We start from the raw sequence: 16,004 nt of genomic DNA on the forward strand, positions 1-16,004 counted from the left end.
CTAGGCCTCCTGGGACATCATCGCGGGCACAGCTGCTGCGGTGTGCGGGGCGGTTTCAGTTGCACAGGCCGCGGGTGCGGCTGACACCGGATCAACCCCGACGTGCAGCTGGGCCGCGGCCCGGGCCGGGCGTTCGAGGTGGTCCGCCCAGCGCAGCAGCAGCTCGCGCTGGTTGTATTCGCTGTACCCCACCCGGGTGGATCCGGGGCCGGAGTACTGTTCAGGGGTCAGCGGTTCGACGACGTTCCCGCCGTTTTCCAGCAGGCCCATGCGGCCGTTGAGCAGCAGCCGCCGTGCCATGGATCCGGCCGCGGTATTGGTCAGGGACACCCAGTTTTCGACGTCGTCCTGCTCGAACATGCCGCCGCTGCCGAAGCACATCAGGTATGCCTTGTAGGAAAGCGCCTTGTACTCTTCGGAGGCGTTTTTATCCACGGCGAACCAGGACAGCACTTCGGTTTCGTTTTCGCTGATGGGCTGCCACTGGCGGATGGAGATAAAGGGAAGGACTTCGTCTGAGTCTTCCTCCACGCGGGGCCAGTTGTGCACGAAGCTCATGTTGGGGAAAAGGGAGGCGGCGGAAATCATGAAACCGTCCTTGCCGATGACATCCAGCTGCTGCTGGCTCCACTGCTCCTTCATCCGTTCAATCATGTCGTCCGGGTAACCCACGTAGCGCAGCCTGTCCTCCAGGCTGCCTTCGGGGAGCTTGTAGGTGGTGCCGCCGCCGTTGCCCGCCCAGTAGGTGGTGCCGTCCTTGCGCTTTTCCGCCTTGGGCTCGCGGAACAGGCCGATCTCCACCACAGAGGTGTGGGTCTGGGGCGTGTGGTACATGTCGCCTGCGAAGTTTTCGGCGCCGATTTTCCAGTTGGCCTTGATCCGCCATCGCTGGGGGCCGCGCAGTTCAATTCCATCCGTGCTCTGCTTCGTGTAGTAGTCCAGGTAGAACTTGAAGTCGCCGAGGAAGTCCTCTAGCGGTTGCGCATCCGGATCCATGCTGATAAAGATCAGGCCGTTGTAAATTCCCAGCGAAGGCGCCGGCAGCAGGGTCTGGCCCTTCTTCCGGAAGCCCTCTTCGCCGCCGAAGGCCTCCTGGTGGAACGGCAGCCCCACGATGCGTCCGTCATTGCGGTAAGACCAGCCGTGGTAGGGGCAGCGGAAGTGCGACGCGTTGCCCATCTCCGCCCGGCACACCTGCATGCCCCGGTGCAGGCACATGTTGAACAGGGCGCGGATTTCGCCCATTTCGTCCCGGGAAATGATGAAGGAATCTTCGAGCACCCGCCGGACAACATAGTCGCCGGTTTCCGGCACCTCAGACTCATGCGCGACGAACAGCCAGCTGCGGCTAAAGAGCCGCTCTTTCTCGAGGTCGAAGATTTCCTTGTCGTTGTAGATATGGGCCGGGATCATCCCTTGCCGCACATCCTGCAGGACCACACTCTGGTCTGTCATAGCTGTTCTCCTTGGAAGTTTTTCTCTGCACAGCAGAGACTATTTCTTTAGATAAGAGAATGTCGGAAATTGTGAGCTGCGTCAACCCCTTTGCCGGGGCGCGGGTGGGAGGGGTCCGATTAGTGACCGTTTTCCGGTGAATCCGAATCGCGGGCCGCCGCTTCTCCCCGGTCCAAGGCGGCCAGCGCCTCCATGTCGGCGGCTCTGAGCTCGAAATCGAACACCGAAATGTTTTCCTTGAGCCACTCCGGAGCGGCAGCCTGCGGAACAGGCACCAGGTCCTGCTGCACGTGCCAGCGCAGAAGGACCTGGGCCGGGCTTTTCCCCAGCCGTTCCGCAATCCCGACCACGGTCGGGTTCTCGCGCAGCCCGGAATTGCGCCCGATGGGGCTCCACGCTTCGGTGACAATTTCCAACTCCCGGTGCACGGCGCGTGGCTCAAGGCGTGCCAGGTCCACGCTGAGTTGGATCTGGTTGACATCCGGAACCACACCAGTTGCCTCGATGATCCTTGCCAGATGCCCGGGCTTGAAGTTGGAGACTCCGATGGCCTTGACGCGGCCCTCTTCGAGCAGCTTGACCAGGCCCTTCCACGCTTCGACATACTGTCCCCAGCCCGGATTGGGCCAGTGGCACATGAACATGTCCAGGTAGTCCACGCCAAGCCGCCGCAGGCTGTCGTCGTAGGCCCGCTGCACGCCGTCGATGCTGTGGGACTCCTTGTTGAACTTGCTGGCGATAAACAACTCCTCCCGGGGAATACCCGAAGTCCGCACGCCTCTGCCCACCGCTGCCTCATTCCGGTATTGGAAGGCCGTGTCGAGAAGCCGGTAGCCGGCCTGGACGGCATAGCGGACGGCGGCTTCGCATTCGTCCCCCACCAGGGGCCAGGTTCCCAGCCCGATCCGGGGAATTGTGTGTCCGTGCTGAAGGTCCAGCCTGGGGAGTGCGGCTGCGTCGGTGGTTATAGGGTTGTCATAGGTCATGGGATGCCCTCCTTGAGTGTGGATTCGGGTAGGAAACAGGCACGACGACGGGGCCCGGGTGCTGTCACAGGCCCCGCCGCCCAGGCAGCCAGGTTGCCGCGGCCGGGGCGGAGATCAGGAGGCCGGCCGCGAGCAGAGCCCCTGCCACGGGAACGATGGTGACCAGGCCGGCCATGCCGATGGGCGCGAGGAAGAGCGCCGAGGCCCGGAAGGTGCCCGTGACGGCCAGGGCGTCACCGCGCTCTTCCGGATGGACGGCCTCTGCAGCGATGGCCGGGCCTACCGTCTGCAGTATGCCGGCACCTACGCCCGAGAGCGCCAGGGCGGCAGCCGCGATGGCTGTCCAGCCCGCGACCGGTCCCGCAGCTGCCAGGCCCAGACCAGCCGCGAGCACCCCGGTCATGAGGGAGGCCCTGATTCCCTTCCGCCGGACCCAGCCGCTGGCCGCGCTGCCGCACAGCACCATGGTGTTGGCTGTGGACATCAGGACGCCGGTGGTAATGGCAGACTGGCCCGCGAGGGACAGCACCACCGGCACGTAGGAGTCCAGCAGGCTCTTCCACGCCCCCGCCGCCCCGTTCATCCAGCAGGCCGCGTCAACCCCCGGCCGCCGCCACAGATGCTTCCCGCCGTCGGGCGCGGATTTCGTCCCCTCAAATGGGGGGAATTTGATGATGAGCAACAGCGGACATACGGCCAGGGCCCCAGCGGCGGCCCCAGCCAGCATCGGCAGCTGGACAGAGGTCTCCCAGAGGTATCCGGCCGCGGCAGGCCCGGTCAGGGCACCGATTGCAGCCGCCAGGTTCACGTCCCGCAGTGCCGCCACCGCGGAGGACGAAGTTCTGACGGCGTGGGTTTGGCTGCTGGTCCAGAACAAGGCTCGCGACGTGCCTTGGACCAGCTGGGCTAGGGAGAGGACCCAGAGAGCGTCCGAGGAAGCCAACAGGGCACATGATTCCGTGATCAGCAGTGCGGCCGCGATGAGGAACCACTTGTCTGGGAAGGTGCGCATGAGCGCCCCCATGCATAGGCGGGTCGCTATCTGCGCGACGGCGGCTACCGCCACCAGCAGGCCGACCTGGCTGGGACTGTAGCCTGCGCGGACGGCGACCAACGGGACCACAACCGACAACGTACCGAGCGCGAAGGAGAATAAAACGTTCGCGACCGCATTCAGCGCCCTGTCGGTGCCTGCCGAGGGAGACCACTTGCCCCGGGCGCGCGGCTCCCCGGGCATCACATGGCGCCCGGCCGGCGGCCCCTAGCGGCCGACACCGTCAAGGTAGGCCTCCGCCTCCTCCAAGCCCACGACGTCGCCGTACTTGTTGTCGATGTCGAAGAGGCTGGCGAGGTGGGGCAGCTCTGCCCGGTCGCCCACGCCCTCCTCTACCACGACGGTGTGGAATCCATAGGAGCAGGCATCGACGGCGGTGGCACGGACACAGCCGCTGGTGGTGCAGCCGACAAGGATCAGGGTATCCACTCCCCTGGCCACCAGACGTGCGGCCAGGTCGGTCCCGAAGAAGCAGGATGCGTACTTCTTGACGAGCAGCATTTCATCGTCCCGGCGGCCCAGCCGTTCGTCCAGCTCAACCCATTCGCTGCCCTCCACCAGCCAGCTGTTGGACGGGATTTTCCGGATCCACTTGCCGGCCTCCTGCAGGTCGGCGTCGTAGGCGACAGTCGAGAAGATGACAGGAACGTTGGCTTCCCGGGCAGAGCCCAGCAGCTGTCGGGTGGCCTCGAGCTGGCTGTCAAGATCTCCGGCCAAGGGGGAACGGGTGTCGGTGAAGCCCCGGATCAGGTCGATCACCAGCAGTGCCGGACGCTCCCCGAACCCTGTGCGGCCGCCGAGTCCTTTGTTCCTGAATTCTGTCCGCAGGCGCTGGTATTCCTCCACCGCGGTACTGGTAGGCGTAGTCATGTGTGTCCTCACTAAGAAAATGGTGGTAGTTCGCGGAAAACGGCAGGGGTCAGGCCTTGCGGCTAAGCCTGCGCTCGACGGCCCACAGGGCCAGGTTGCCAACCAGGGCAATCAGTGCCAGCAGCACCACGATGCCGTACATTGCCGGCAGGTCCAGCTGGCCGTAGGCGCGCAGGGTCAACAGGCCAAGGCCGGCGCGTGCGGCGAAGAACTCGGCAATGATGACGTTGATGAAGGCGATGCTGAAGCCAATCCGGATGCCCACCATCAATGACGGCGCCATGGCCGGCACGTAGATCTTAGTCACCGTCTGCAGGGGCGACAGGCTCAGCGACCGTGCCAGCTTTGGCAGCAGGGGGTTTATGGCCCGTACGCCGGCGGTGGTTGAGACCATGATGGGAAAGACCGCCGCCAGGGCAGCCATTGCCGACTGCGCGCCCACGCCCACGCCGAAGATCTGCAACAGGACAGGAAAGAAGATCACGCGCGGGATAGCGAACGCACCCGCGACGATCGGATCGAAGACCGCGCCCAGGAATTTGCTGCGTCCGATCGCATAGCCCAGCGGGAAGCCGGCGGCCGCCGCGATGAGGAATCCGATGAGCACCGCTTGGAGCGTGGCATTCAGGTGGCGGTAGATGGACCCGTTGGCGAAGAGCTCCACCAGGGCGGTGAGGGAAGCAGCAGGCGATGCGACGAGGTCCGTCACCATGGACAGAGCTGCCCAGATTGCCAGCAGCACCACCATGACTCCGGTGCGCCAGAGGGTGTCGGTGATGGTGGAGCGGTTCCTTGTGGCGTTCCGGTCGGTGGTGCGGGGAAACAAGGGAAGTGTGGCGGTCCTCAAAGCATGTCCCTTCTGATGCGCTTTTCCAGCCAGGTCAGAATGCTGTTCACAATCACGCTAAGCACGACGACGACGGTGATGTAGGCCCACATGTCCGCGGTGTTCAGCTCCCGGTAGTAGAAGCCGGCGCGAAAGCCGATTCCCTGCGCCGCCAGGATGAATTCCATGGCGATGGTGCCGATCACCGCATAGATGAAGCCGAGCTTGACCCCCGGGAAAACCAGCGGCGTCGCGGCGGGAAGCAGAACCTTCACGTAGTACTGGGACGGCGAGGCGTTCAGCGAGTTGGCCACCTTGTGCAGGATCGGCTTGATGGAGTTCAGTGCAACCATCGTGGTCAGTGCGATCGGCACCAGTGACATGCTCGCTGCGATGAGGATGATGGGACCCGCGTTCAGGCCCATCACCGCCAGCAACACCGGGTAGAAGAGCAGCGTCGGCATCGCATAGCCGGTGACGATGAAGGGCTCCAGGATGCGCCCGGCGGCGGGAATCCTCCACAGGAACACCCCGAGCGGGATCCCCAGCACCAGGCCAACGGCGAAGGCCACCAGGATGGTGGTGATGGTGCGCGCTCCGTCGGCGGCGAACTGGCCGGTAGGGACAATTGATGCCAGCCGGGCCAGGATCTCGGACGGCGGCACCATGAGGGAACGGTCCACTAGCCCCGTCCTGGTGGTCGCCTCGAGAAGGACAACGAGTCCGGCAACGATCGCCCAGCGTACTGCCGCAGCGCGCCGCGTCATCGGCACGGGTTGGTTCTTTGGCAGAGTCTTCGCGATCGTCACGCCAGCTGCGCCCCTGGTCCAAGGGTCTTCTCCGCCTCCACTTTGACCAGCGACCACAGGTGGTCCTCCAGTTCGCGGAACCGCGGCAGTGTGTGGGTTCCTTCCGGTCGCGGGCGGGGCAGGTCGATTTTGACGACCTCTTTAACCACCGAGGGCCTGGCAGACATGACCCACACCTCGTCGGAAAGGTAAACGGCTTCCTGGATGTCGTGGGTGATAAACAGAACACGGTTGCGGGTCTTCTCCCAGATACGAAGCAGTTCCTTGCCGATGAACTGCCTCGTCTGCTGGTCCAGGGCGCCGAAGGGCTCGTCCATGAGGAGCACCCGCGGTTCCATGGCCAGCGCCCGCGCAATCGCGACGCGCTGCTTCATGCCGCCAGAGAGTTGTCCGGGCCGGTGGTCCTCGAACTGGCGCAGACCCACCAGTTCGATCATTTCGCGGGCCCGTACGTGACGCTCGGCCTTGGGGACGCCCTTGACCTCCAGGCCGAAGGCGACGTTGTCCAGCACGCTACGCCAGTGCAGCGTGGAGTCTTCTTGAAAAACCATGGCCGTATCGCGCCGCGGGGCGGTGACCGTTTCGCCGTCGATGCTGACCGAGCCGCGGGTGGGCTTGAGCAGGCCCCCGACCATGTCCAGCAGGGTGCTCTTGCCGCAGCCGCTGGGGCCGATGACGGAGACGAATTTGTGTTCCGGGATGGAGCCGGTGACGTTGGCGACGGCTTCGGTGGCGCCGGCCGCAGTCTGGAAGGTCATGCCGATGTTGTCGAACACAACGTCGTGCTCTTGCCGGGTGGAAGGAATGGTGGGTACCTGGTTCATGCGAGGAAGTCCCGCATCAGAATGGTGTCCATGTTTGGGTCCTTGGTGATCTGGCCTTGTTTCTTGCCGGCGTCGACGACGGCGGCCAGCTGGGCGTCCGTCAGCTTGAGGCTAAAGTAGCTTTGTGAGTTTTTCAGGGCCGCACGCGCTACTTCAGGTTTGTAGCCGATGGCCTTGGCGTAGACGGCTGCCGCCTTGTCCAGGTCGTTCGTGATGAGGTCCATTGCCCTCTTCAGCGAACGGCCCCACCCCTTGAGGGCTTCGGCGTTCTCGTCGGTGAAGGAACCAGTGGCCACCAGGCAGGTGTCGGACCAGTCGGTGACATAGTCCCGGGAGCGCCATATGACCTTGCCGCCGTTCTCATCGGCAATCTTCTCTGACAACGGTGATGCCGTCCAGGCGACGTCGACGACCCCCTTGGAGACGACGGTCCAGGAATCACTGGCCGATCCTACGCTGACGAGCTCGACATCCTTGCCCGGTTCCAACCCGGCCTCCCGCAGTGTCCGCTCGGCGAAGTAGGAGGAATTGGAGCCTGGCGTGCTCACGGCAATCTTTTTGCCCCGGACGTCTGTAATGGAGTTCACTTTGGAGTCCGGCAGGGCGATGAAATCCACGGATGCCGCAGTGTAGACATTGCCGAAAATCTTGACGTCCATGCCCTTCTCCGCAGCGATGAAGACGGGAATGGTCGAGGAAGTGCCCAAGCCGATTCCAGATTCGATGCCGCGCACGGTGTCTAGGCCGCCAGGGAACTGAATATGTTCGAGCGTCAGTCCCTCTTCTTTGTAGTAGCCCTCCGCCTGGGCAATGAAAAACGGCGCCGAATGTATCAGGCTTGCCAAGCCCGTCACAGCCGCATCGCCGGAATAGCCTTTGTTGCCGCTGGCTCCGCTTTGCCCGCAGGCCGTCAGGGAGGAGCCCAACCAGATAACACCTCCCGCCGCGGCAGACAGTTTTAGGAATCCGCGACGACCTAGCGGGTCAGTCGTTGTTGACATGCAGTTCTCCTTGTCATCGTGCTCGTGTGTTTGAGCCAGTGAAGCACATCACTTTACTGCTGTCCAGAGTGTATCTCTGCTGTGCAGAGTACTCTTACCAGATATGCGCCCTGGAGCGAGCGTCGTCGCTAACTTCAGGGTTTTCAGACACAGACGCCAATGACCCGAGTTCTCCAGCTCAACTCCTGTGGGCATAGTGAAGAACCTGGCGAGGCCTTTGCGTCCACCATTTGAGCAACCATTTGCCCAGACTGCTTGTGCCGGGTCTCCCCTCTCGGCACGCAGGTCACGTCGGTTCACCTGCAGATCTCCTGAAAATGCCGACAGGCTTGTTCCCACCCTTCTTGCCGGCGGATCCGTAACGGCTTCCTAGACCTTGGGCCAACGCAATCCCTACCCAAACTGGTCCGCTATCGGGTTACATCCTCAGGTGGACGTGGCGGATGAGCATACAAGAAACATGTGTGACTGCCTGCAGGTTGTCGGGAGTCGAAGCCGCCCGTGCGGGTCTCAAGTCCGTGAGCACTGTCTTGATTAGCCGGGCGTGAATTCGGCATCTCGAGGCCCGAGATCCCCGGGTTCCTGCGGTTCGCCTTAACGGACCGTGCAGGGCTCGTTTCCCTGACAGACAAAAGTCCGCCGTGGGTCGCGGACGCCAAGAGTGCAGTAACAGCTTCAGGTCCGTCATGATGCCCCACCCTCGCAAGCCATCAAGGGCTTGGCCAGGGAGGGCGCGGTAGCTAACGCCCACATCAGGGGTCAGGGGTCGGGACCTGGCGGGGGAAGCGCGACCGATTCCGGCCGGCCGGGCGTTTAGCAGCGATCAGCGCTGCCGCAGTCAACTTCCCGGCCTCAGCCAGTGACGCCGCAACGAAAATAGCTCTACGCGTCCAGGACTAGTTTTGGGCACTTGGAGCGGCTGACGCAGATGAACATGGTGTCGTTCCTGGCGCGTTCCTTTAGAGAGAGGATGCTGTCTCGGTGGTCGACTTCGCCTTCCAGGACCTTGGTTTCGCAGGTACCGCAGAACCCTTCCTCGCAGGAGGACATGAAGGAGGGGTTCACCTCGAGTACGACGTCGAGGATGGACTTTTCTGGTGGAACGGTTAAGGTGCAGCCGGATTGGCGCAGCTCAATTTCGAATTGTGCGTCTGCCTTCGTTTCATCTTCGGCCTGTGTGCGGGCCGGTGGGGTGGCGGATCCAAACAGTTCGGCATGGAAGGCCTCTGCACCGAGTGTGGCGGCGGTGATGCTCTGGAGGTCGGTCAGTAGCCGTTCCGGTCCGCACGCATACACGGAGGTTCCCTCGGGCGCGTTCTGGATTTCGGCGAGCAGGTCGGCGCGGCCTCGCTCATCCCTTGGGTAGAGCGCGAGGGAATCTCCCATGATTTCCTGGAGCTCGTCGATGAAAGCCATGGTTTGCCGGCTGGATCCGCAGTAGACGAGGCGTGTGCTTTTGCCTGCTGCCTTTAGTTCCCGTGCCATGGCCATGATGGGCGTGATGCCGATGCCCCCTGCGACGAGGAGGTAGTGTGTGGCGCCGTCCTCTACTTTGAAATGGTTGCGTGGTCCGCGCGCTTTGAGTTTTGTACCAAGGCGGATCTGGGAGTGCAGTTCCTCTGACCCGCCGCGTCCGCCGCTCTCACGAAGAATGGCGAGACGGTAGTTCTGGAGTTGACGTGGCTCCGAGCACAGGCTGTAGTGCCGCACCAGGCCCGAGGGCAGGATGACTTCCAGGTGGGCGCCGGGCTCCCAGTGAGGGAGTGGGGCCCCGTCGGGAAGGGACAGTTCGAGGGACATGACATTGTCCGATTCCTGGCGCAGGCCTCGGACAACGAGGTCTAAAGTGTCGTGGGACATGTTCATGCTCCGGTGATGGGGTGTTGGAAGAGTTTGCCGGGAATGGCTTCCCTGGTTCCGCCCTTGAGGACCTCAATGAAGTCACGTGCCAGGTCCGTTTTCCTGACTGTGACGAGCATGTCCAGTTCGCGGCGGAGGACCCTCATGGAGGTCGAGCCGGGTTCGGAACTCCAGCCGCCCAGACCAACGAAGACGCCTGCAAGGAGAGTCCCCTGGTTGCGCCCGGCTGTGGCCATGTTCTCGACGAAATCGTCGGGAATCTCCTCGAGCCGCGATCCGAGGAAGACCATCATGTCTGTGCTGGCTGCGAGGTCGCTGATGGTTTCGGTCGCGAAGTGCGTTTCCGGTTCGTCGATTGCCCGCACGAACACCCCGTCCGGGTGGCTTGCGGGTGCAGCGATCAGGACTTCGCGCAGTCCGGCGTCGAACATTGACGAGACGAGCGCCGCGCCAGACGGTCCGAGCGGGACAAGAAGGATGCGGGCCTTGTAATAGGCACGCGACGTCAGGTGAGTCATGGGCTTTCCTTATGTTGTGTTGTCGCTGCTCAAAGCGAAGGTCGAATGACCACGTGGGGGCTGCTGGGTCCCGATCGGTCCAGGAGGGTCCGGAAGAGTTCATCGACGCCTTCCAGTCCGACGTCGATGCTGGGCACGTGTTCCAAGCCCGTGTCATGGGCGGCAAGAAGCTCTATGCTCCTGGTGAGGGCCTGGGGTGAACGCCCACGTACGCCAACCACACCGGATGCCCCGCGCACCAGGGTCTTGAGGTTCACTTCGGCGACGGGGGTTTCTCCGAGTCCGGCCAGTACCAGTCGCCCCAGTTTTCGGAGGTGTTCGGTAGTTTGGAGTGCGGGTCCACCAAGGCCGACGGTATCGACGATGGTGTCGAATCCGGTGGCCTTGCCGTGTCGGCCCAAGGCCAGCGACGTTGCAGCGGCGTCGTCATTGACGACGATGGAGGCGCCCATGGCCTCGGCGATCTCCAGGCGGTCGCGGCTCGTGCGTGAGTTGCGTCCAAGTACGACGATCTCGTCTGCGCCGGCTGCGCGTGCGGCCGCGACAGCGGCGATGCCGTGGTAGCCCGGCCCGATGATGGCCACCCGTGAGCCGCCGGTCGCGCCACCGATGTTGATGACCCAATCGACGGCGTTGGCGAACGGTTGCGTCCAGGCAGCAAGGTTTGAGTCGAGATCCCGGGGCAGCTTGTGCAGCACTGTCCGGGTTGACAGCTCCATGTATTCAGCGTTGCCACCGTGAAGACCGGAGCCTTCGTGGAGTCCGAGCATTCCCACCCGTCGCTGGCCGCCCCACAGGTCCGCGTCCGGGCAGAAACGGTAGACGTCCGGCTGGCGGCAGGCCGCGCAGGTAGCCTGGCCGCAGGGGAGGTATTCCTCCAGCGCCACCCTGTCGCCGACCGCGACGTCCCACGACCACTGCATAACCGGCGTGACGGAGACGATTTCGCCAACGACGTGGTGGCCCATCACTGTGGGGTGGCCCAGGCCCTGCTGGTACAGGTCCAGGTCGGTCCCGCACAGGGCGGAGGATTCCACCTTGAGCCACCCTGCGGCGTCCGTGGCCAGACCAGGGTCCACCGTCTGGACCCGGGTGGTCGAATCAGGCAGTGAAACAGCAGCCCTGACAGCGGACGGAAGGGGCGCTGTCAGCGCAGGGGCCGGATCCGGCGACGCGACCGCGGAACCGTGGTCAATCATGCGGAACTCCTCACGTGTTCGGATCGGATTAGATGGAAACGAAGTCGGTTCCGGGGACTACCTGAATGGCCTGCTGGGCACCCTCATGGAACGGGACGTCCTTGGGGAGCAGCACCGACGTCGAGCGGACACGCTGGTCAGCGGTGTCCAGGCCGGGAAGAACGTCGTCCTCCATGGAGTCCAGCGCTGCGAGCAGGCGGCGGCGCGCCAGGATGATAGCGGCATCCGAGGTGCCCAACCGCTCTTTGGTGCGGTCCGCAATCTCGCCCATGCTTTCCTGCAGCGAGAAGTCCTGGGCGGCGATGCCTTCGATACCGGAGAAGGTCTTCTTCTGCTTCTGGGCCTCACGGTCCATGAGGTAGTCGTTGTCCTTGTTGGCGAGGGTCCGGTAGGTGCCGGGGATGTATTTGGCGTGGATGCCGTCACCGTTTCGCATCTGCTGCAGTTCATCTTCCCGCAGGTCACGGGTGGGGTGGTAGTTCCAGGACCAGGCCCAGCAGGTGGTGTCATCGATGGGAACCCAGGCGTGCCCGCCCATGGGGTTGTGGGTGCCGAAGGGCGGGATGATCGTGTAGAAGGGCATAATCCACTGGGTGATGCGCCAGTAGAACTCTTCTTCGTTCGCATTGCGCCTTGCTCCGATCAGCAGCCCGCCGTCGCTTTCGGCGACCTCGAACTTCGGGCGAGTGTCCGCCTTGATGTACTCATTGCCGGCCGTCCCGGAGTGCATGGGGTCATCGTCCAGGTTGAAGCGGTGGGCAAAGGACACGTGGCTGGAGTCGATGCCACCCTCCATGGCCTGGAGGTAGTTGGTTTCCTGGAGGCGCTTGGAAATGAAGCGCTGTCCGTCGCCGAGCAGGGCCCATTCAAGCTCCGGCAGTTCGGGCATCTTGTCCGCGGGGCCCATGTACGCCCAGAGCACGCCTCCCCGTTCTACGAGGGGGTAGGACTTCTGCTTGATCCGGCACCTGAACTTTGAGTCCTCCGGCTCGGACGGCATGTCCGTCAGATTGCCCTCTACGTCATACTTCCACCCGTGGTAGGCACACCGGAGGCCGTTTTCCTCGTTCCGCCCGAAGTACAGGGAAGCAGTCCGGTGCGCACAGAACTCGTCCAACAGGCCCAGGCGGCCGGACGTGTCCCGGAATGCAATGAGCTTCTCACCCAGGAGCTGCACGCGCACTGGGGGGCAGTCCGCCTCGGGCAGTTCCTCGGCCAGGAGTGCGGGGAACCAGTACCGCCGGAACAGGCGCCCCATGGGTGTTTCCGGGCCGGTCTGGGTCAGCAAGACATTCTGATCTGAAGTAAGCACGATGCGCCTTTCGCTAAGCCTTGTTTTATCCGTTTTGCGCGCATACGCGCGCTTGTCGGTCGACAGAGTGTTGCATGCGTCTCATTCCTCCGTCAAGCGTGGCGACCCTCACCGCATGTAATGGTCTAGATTCGAGGATGTGAACGCATCAATGCCGACCGCCGTGGAGCTGGCGGCGACAGGCCCGGATTATGTTGATTCCCTGGAACGCGGCCTATCGGTCCTTAGGGCATTCAGCGAGCAGGAAGAGGCACTCTCCGTGGGGGAAGTCGCCTCGCTTGCAGGTATTACACGCACTGCGGCCCGCAGATTCGCACTGACCTTGGAATATCTGGGGTACGCAAGCCAGGCAGCGGAGGGATACAGGCTGGCCCCGGGGGTACTGGCGATCGGGGACGCCTACCTTCGCAGCAATCCACTCCCTGACGCAGCCCACCCCCATCTGGAGGAACTTGTCCGGACGGTTGGGGAAACAGCCTCCCTGACCGTCTTGCACAAGCGCCGCGTATATTACGCCGCCCGCGTGGCAGCCGACAGGATCGTCACAGCCAACATCACCGTTGGCACAAGCGTCGCCGCACACAGCACGGCCACCGGTCGGGTTTTGCTGGGCGGCCTCACCCCGGATGACCTCGAAGACTACCTGTCGGCCATGGAGCCCAGTCCCAGTTTCGATCCGGACTACGTGCGGCAACGGATAGAAGAAGCGCGTACCAACGGGTGGGCGGTGGCCGACCAGGAGCTGACCCCCGGAATCCGGTCAGTGGCCGTTCCCCTGCGCGACCCAAGGGGCCGGATCGTCGCTGCTCTGAACATTGCAGCCCACGCCACCCGCGTCGACGCCGCGGTGCTGAAAGACGACTTCGTTCCGCTGCTCCAGCCTGCCGCACAGCGAACGACAGCAGCCCTTTGGCCGGCTTCCGGGACGGCGCCGGCGAGGTCCGCGCCAGCGCCTGCCACCGCCGCTCACGCGCGGGCGCGTCCATCCGATGTAATTCAATCGGTGGAGAGAGGCCTGCGCATTCTCACCGCATTCGATGAGGACCACAGAGCGATGAACCTGGCACAGATCTCCGAGCAGTGCCAGCTCCCGCGCTCGGCGGCGCGTCGCTTCGTCCTGACCCTGACCTCCCTTGGCTACCTTGAACAGCAGGGGCGGAGCTACGCCCCGACTCCCCTGGTCCTGGAGCTGGGATACTCACTCCTGCCTCGGCTTTCGCTCGCAGACGTAGCCAAACCCCGGCTGGAAGCGTTAGCGCGAAAACTCGGGGCGTCGGTTTCCATTGGCGTCCTGGACGGCATGGACGTGCGTTATGTCGCCAGGGCCAGTGCACCAAGCCCATTGACCGTCAATATCCGCCCGGGCACCCGAGTTCCAGCAGAGCGCACGGCCATGGGCCAAGTCCTCCTGTCCCTTCTGCCCCCTGCCACCATTGAAGACGCAAGGCATTCGGCAGGCAGGGACGTGGCCAACGGCCTGTCAGACCTCGACGTCACACTGGCGGCCGTCCGAGAGCAAGGCTGGAGTTACGTTGACCAACTGCTCGAAGCCGGAATACGCGCCGTTGCAGTCCCGCTTCGAAACCGCCGCGGCGAAGTTGTCGCCGCCATGAGCGCCTCGGTCCATGAAGCCACTACCCCCAACCGCGATATGACGGACAACTTCCTGCCGGCCCTAAGGGACACGGCCAGCGAGTTCATCACGGATTTGAGGGACGGCCTCAACATCTAAAGCATCCGCTTTACGCGCGTCCTGACACGATGCGGATAAAAAGCATTGCTTTCCGTTACCGAGGGCGGTTATATTCATCACACTCAAAATCTTGTTTTCGCGATGTCCCGCGGCAACGACGCCTCTCCAGAATGGGATAAACATGACTACCCTTGACCGTGCCCGCGCCTCCACCGATCTCGACCCATCGAGGCGCCCCTACCGCTGGCTGGTCCTAGTCCTTTGCTGGCTGGCCTTCACCATGACCTCCGTTGACCGTTCGACCTGGGGTCCAGCCTCAACATTTATCGGAGACGACCTCAGGGTGCCCCTGGCGAGCCTTGGGCTGTTCGCCACTTTCTACTACATCGGCTACGTCGTCTCGAACGCGGGCACCGGATTTCTGACGGACAAGGTAGGCGGGCGCCTGTTGATTTCCGTATCCCTCGTGGGTGCCGGAGCATCCATGATTCTCTTCGGGTCCACAACATCTGCCTGGATTGGGATCGCCGTCCAGGCCGTCATCGGTTTCTTCGCCGGAGCCGAATACGCCGCGGGCATCAAGCTGATATCCAGCTGGTTCCGCCCCGAAGAACTCGGCAAGGCCATGGGAATCTACACCTCCGCAACCTCGCTGGGAGTCGTTGTGGCCAACACCGCCGTCCCATATCTCATCCAGCACTACTCCTGGCACGCTTCCTACCTGCTTTTCGGCGGCATCTCCATCGTGGCCGGCATCGCCTGCTACCTCATGCTCCGGCCCGGCCCGGTCGTGGCCAAAAGGGCCAACCGCTCCGAGGGCCGGTCGGTCCTCATCGAACTCGGACGCAACAAGAACCTGTTTCTCCTCGCGCTGGCAGGATTCGGCGGCTTCTGGGGGACCTATGGCTTTATCACCTGGTCCAACGCCCTCATGATTAAAGGACACGGCATCGACCCGACTGTCGCTGGCGGCATCGTAGCTGTCTATGGAGCCCTCGGCGTCTTCGGCAAGCCCCTCATCGGCTGGATCGCCGATAAGTTCAACGGCGCCCGCAGAATACCCGCAATGGTCGTCCTCGGCTGCTTCGCCGTGATGCTCGTCGTCTTCGGCACACTGGACAACGCCCTGGCCTTCTTCATCGCAGCCCCGCTGCTCGGACTCGGGGCATACTGCTACCTCCCGCTCATCGTCGCCCTCGTACCCCGCCTCGTGAGCAGCCGCGTTCTCGGCGGTGCAGCAGGAATAACAAACGCCGTATGGCAAATCGGAAGCGTCCTGGTCCCCCTTGCTGTAGGTGCCGCCTTCACCGCGACCAACAATAACTTCATGGCCGCCCTGATCACACTCGCCGCCGGCCCCTTCCTCGGCATGATCATCATGTACTTCGTCAACGAGAACCCCGACGACGTTGAAATCGCCGTGGCGAATCAGGGAAAGGCTTAGCTTCCTGTGGTACCGGCCGGCCCATCCCTTTCCTCCTGGATAAGGGGTGGGCCCTCGGCTTTGCCGGAGGCAGTCCTGAGGAGCTGAGGCACAACAACAACCCAGGGAAGGGTGATATAGCTCGAGCTCGATGTCACGTGCCCGCATGCCACA

The 16,004-nt window shown here is 63.2% G+C and carries 14 protein-coding genes; 2 read left to right on the forward strand and 12 right to left on the reverse strand.

Annotated elements, in window-relative coordinates; genetic code table 11:
• The 12 genes from LFT44_RS19085 to LFT44_RS19140 form a co-directional block, all read right to left on the reverse strand.
• Positions 1-1,455 (reverse strand): aromatic ring-hydroxylating dioxygenase subunit alpha, encoded by a 1,455-nt coding sequence (locus LFT44_RS19085; protein ID WP_236800062.1) that lies wholly within the window; start codon positions 1,453-1,455, stop codon positions 1-3.
• Between the two features lie 119 nt (positions 1,456-1,574).
• The gene (locus LFT44_RS19090; protein WP_236800065.1) at positions 1,575-2,441 is read right to left on the reverse strand and encodes an aldo/keto reductase; all 867 of its coding nucleotides are present in this window, start codon (positions 2,439-2,441) and stop codon (positions 1,575-1,577) included.
• 64 nt (positions 2,442-2,505) lie between these two features.
• A complete protein-coding gene (locus tag LFT44_RS19095) occupies positions 2,506-3,678 on the reverse strand; it encodes an MFS transporter (RefSeq protein ID WP_236800068.1) in 1,173 nt (390 codons plus the stop codon).
• Positions 3,679-3,702: 24 nt separating this feature from the next.
• The gene (locus tag LFT44_RS19100) at positions 3,703-4,365 is read right to left on the reverse strand and encodes an N-carbamoylsarcosine amidohydrolase (protein ID WP_236800069.1); all 663 of its coding nucleotides are present in this window, start codon (positions 4,363-4,365) and stop codon (positions 3,703-3,705) included.
• 49 nt (positions 4,366-4,414) lie between these two features.
• On the reverse strand, positions 4,415-5,212 hold the full coding sequence (locus LFT44_RS19105; RefSeq protein ID WP_236800070.1) for an ABC transporter permease: 798 nt from the start codon (positions 5,210-5,212) through the stop codon (positions 4,415-4,417).
• On the reverse strand, positions 5,209-5,958 hold the full coding sequence (locus LFT44_RS19110) for an ABC transporter permease (protein ID WP_236800071.1): 750 nt from the start codon (positions 5,956-5,958) through the stop codon (positions 5,209-5,211). Before LFT44_RS19110 ends, LFT44_RS19105 begins: the two co-directional genes overlap by 4 nt.
• Positions 5,959-5,996: 38 nt before the next feature.
• Entirely contained in the window at positions 5,997-6,824 is an 828-nt protein-coding gene (locus LFT44_RS19115) for an ABC transporter ATP-binding protein (RefSeq protein WP_236800072.1), read from the reverse strand.
• Positions 6,821-7,825 (reverse strand): ABC transporter substrate-binding protein, encoded by a 1,005-nt coding sequence (locus LFT44_RS19120; protein WP_236800074.1) that lies wholly within the window; start codon positions 7,823-7,825, stop codon positions 6,821-6,823. Before LFT44_RS19120 ends, LFT44_RS19115 begins: the two co-directional genes overlap by 4 nt.
• 882 nt (positions 7,826-8,707) lie before the next feature.
• Positions 8,708-9,685, reverse strand: a complete 978-nt coding sequence (locus LFT44_RS19125) for a PDR/VanB family oxidoreductase (RefSeq protein ID WP_236800076.1) — start codon at positions 9,683-9,685, stop codon at positions 8,708-8,710.
• A gap of 2 nt (positions 9,686-9,687) precedes the next feature.
• Positions 9,688-10,203, reverse strand: coding sequence for a hypothetical protein (locus LFT44_RS19130; protein WP_236800078.1), 516 nt, complete (start codon positions 10,201-10,203; stop codon positions 9,688-9,690).
• A gap of 29 nt (positions 10,204-10,232) precedes the next feature.
• Positions 10,233-11,402, reverse strand: coding sequence for a zinc-dependent alcohol dehydrogenase (locus LFT44_RS19135; protein WP_236800081.1), 1,170 nt, complete (start codon positions 11,400-11,402; stop codon positions 10,233-10,235).
• 28 nt (positions 11,403-11,430) lie between these two features.
• Positions 11,431-12,714 carry a Rieske 2Fe-2S domain-containing protein gene (locus LFT44_RS19140; protein ID WP_236800083.1) on the reverse strand — a complete coding sequence of 428 codons (1,284 nt, stop codon included), beginning with the start codon at positions 12,712-12,714 and terminating at the stop codon, positions 11,431-11,433.
• 151 nt (positions 12,715-12,865) lie between these two features.
• Here LFT44_RS19140 and LFT44_RS19145 point away from each other — a divergent pair, with 151 nt between their 5' ends.
• Entirely contained in the window at positions 12,866-14,446 is a 1,581-nt protein-coding gene (locus tag LFT44_RS19145) for an IclR family transcriptional regulator domain-containing protein (protein ID WP_236800085.1), read from the forward strand.
• A gap of 142 nt (positions 14,447-14,588) precedes the next feature.
• Entirely contained in the window at positions 14,589-15,851 is a 1,263-nt protein-coding gene (locus LFT44_RS19150; protein ID WP_236800087.1) for an MFS transporter, read from the forward strand.
• Positions 15,852-16,004: the final 153 nt, after the last annotated feature.

Origin of the sequence: Arthrobacter sp. FW306-05-C (genome assembly GCF_021801725.1) — a bacterium.
Taxonomy (GTDB): domain Bacteria; phylum Actinomycetota; class Actinomycetes; order Actinomycetales; family Micrococcaceae; genus Arthrobacter.